The 2,074-nt window shown below is 61.1% G+C and carries 2 protein-coding genes and 1 pseudogene; 2 read left to right on the top strand and 1 reads right to left on the bottom strand.

All coding sequences use genetic code 11. The annotated features are described in order from the left end of the window. Positions 1–98: 98 nt before the first annotated feature. Positions 99–686: pseudogene (locus ACRXB1_RS35095) on the bottom strand (PrpR N-terminal domain-containing protein); the annotation flags it as partial. A gap of 167 nt (positions 687–853) precedes the next feature. Here ACRXB1_RS35095 and prpB point away from each other — a divergent pair. Both prpB and ACRXB1_RS35085 read left to right on the top strand, forming a co-directional pair. Continuing rightward, positions 854–1,747: a methylisocitrate lyase gene (prpB, locus tag ACRXB1_RS35090; RefSeq protein ID WP_062172394.1), complete on the top strand. Its 894-nt coding sequence runs from the start codon at positions 854–856 to the stop codon at positions 1,745–1,747. A 41-nt stretch (positions 1,748–1,788) separates the two neighbouring features. Further along, positions 1,789–2,074: citrate/2-methylcitrate synthase (locus ACRXB1_RS35085; RefSeq protein ID WP_449494661.1), on the top strand; the 286-nt coding region annotated here is incomplete at its 3' end.

Here is a 2,074-nt window from a genome sequence, read left to right as displayed (position 1 = left end):
TGGGATTCGCATCGCGCCAGGGACCATATTCTCGAACTCGCGGCGCTTTGCCTCCTTCATTCGCTTGAGTTGCCCGCAACCCTTCGATCAGACCCTGGACGACGGCGCTGCGTCTCGCCGAGTGTCGCGCGCGCCACTTCCAGCGCTGTTTCGAACGCGCCTTGAACGGACGCTCGCGAGTAGAGAAACACCGACTTCATGCCGGCCTTTTCCGCGAGTTCCGTGACGAGACCCGGCCCGACAATCGCCTGCACGCCACGGTCACGCAGATCCAGCACGCAGGATTCCGCGTCCTCCGCCGACACGTAGGACGCGCATTCGATCGCCGCACCGAACGCGCGGAAAAAGCGGGCGACTTCAGCGGGTGTCTCGCCGTGCATCACGAGACCGACCGGTTCGCCCTCGCGGCGGGCACGCGCGAGCGCATGCATGACATCGAACCCGGTCGGGTTCACCAGTACGACCGGAACACCGATTCGCGCCTTCAGGTACGCCCCGTTCGATCCGGCAGCAACGACCACATCTGGGCGGGCATCGCCGGCGTTCTCGATCTCGTGCACCGCGTCCTCGTAACCGAGCGGCACAATGCGCAGGTCGGCAATGCCGTCATATTCGGCCGCCATGTCGCGATACAGATCGCGGAGCTTGCTTATACCTACGGCCCAGATGCGTGGAGGAGGATTCATGGGGTGGAGGGTCGGGCTCGAATGCTCCAGTCTAATTCACTTCTGCAAACAATGATTTCATTTCTGAAATTTTCAGGCATCGATAAAAAAGATTAATCTGTTCCCAATCAAGAACTTGGGCACTGGCAAACAACTTGCGCTTCCAGACGCATAAACCGGAGACCTCCATGAGCTCAACTGCAGCACTCAGCGCCGGCGCGAAGTTCCGCGCAGCGGTCGCGGCCGAACGGCCCTTGCAACTCGTCGGCGCGATCAACGCGAATCACGCTCTGCTCGCGCAGCACGCCGGGTTCAAGGCGATCTATTTGTCGGGCGGCGGGGTCGCGGCGGGATCGCTGGGCCTGCCGGATCTCGGCATCTCCACGCTTGACGACGTGCTCACCGATGTCCGCCGCATCACCGATGTCTGCGACCTGCCGCTGATGGTCGATGTCGATACCGGCTTCGGCCCGAGCGCATTCAACATTGCGCGCACGGTCAAGTCGCTGATCAAGGCGGGTGCAGGCGCGATGCACATTGAAGACCAGGTGGGCGCGAAACGCTGCGGTCATCGGCCGGGAAAGGCAATCGTCTCGCAGCAGGAAATGGCCGATCGCGTGCGGGCCGCGGTGGACGCCCGCACCGACGCGAACTTCGTCATCATGGCGCGCACGGATGCTTTGGCGGTCGAGGGACTGGACGCGGCGATCGACCGGGCGCGGGCGTGTGTGGAGGCGGGCGCGGACATGATCTTTCCGGAAGCAATGACGGACCTGAAGATGTACAAACAATTCGTCGATGCCGTGAAGGTCCCGGTTCTCGCCAACATCACCGAGTTCGGATCGACGCCGCTCTTCACGGTCGAGGAACTGCGCAGCGTGGATGTGTCCATCGTGCTGTATCCACTCTCCGCTTTCCGCGCGATGAACAAGGCCGCTGAGAATGTGTATCGCGCGATTCGCACCGATGGCACGCAAGCCAACGTGCTCGACACCATGCAGACGCGCGAGGAATTGTACAAGAGCATTGGCTATCACGACTTCGAGCAGAAGCTCGACGCGCTGTTCAATCAGACCAAATAAAGCGTTATTCCTGCGTTGATCCGATAAGGAGACTGGAACAAATGAGCGATACCCCGACGAAAGAAGCACCCGCTGCCAGCGGGTTCAAGCCCAAGAAATCTGTCGCGCTTTCGGGCGTGACGGCGGGCAATACCGCGCTCTGCACCGTCGGCAAGACGGGCAACGATCTGCATTATCGTGGCTATGACATTCTGGATATCGCAGGAACCTCGGAGTTCGAGGAGATCGCGTATCTGCTCGTGCACGGCAAATTGCCGAACGCCGCCGAACTCAAGGCGTACAAGACGAAGCTCAAGGCGCTGCGTGGTCTGCCCGCGAACCTGAAGG

Source organism: Caballeronia sp. M23-90 (assembly GCF_053574605.1).
Note: the sequence above shows the minus strand (reverse complement) of the source record. Positions and strands in the feature narration are given on the sequence as shown.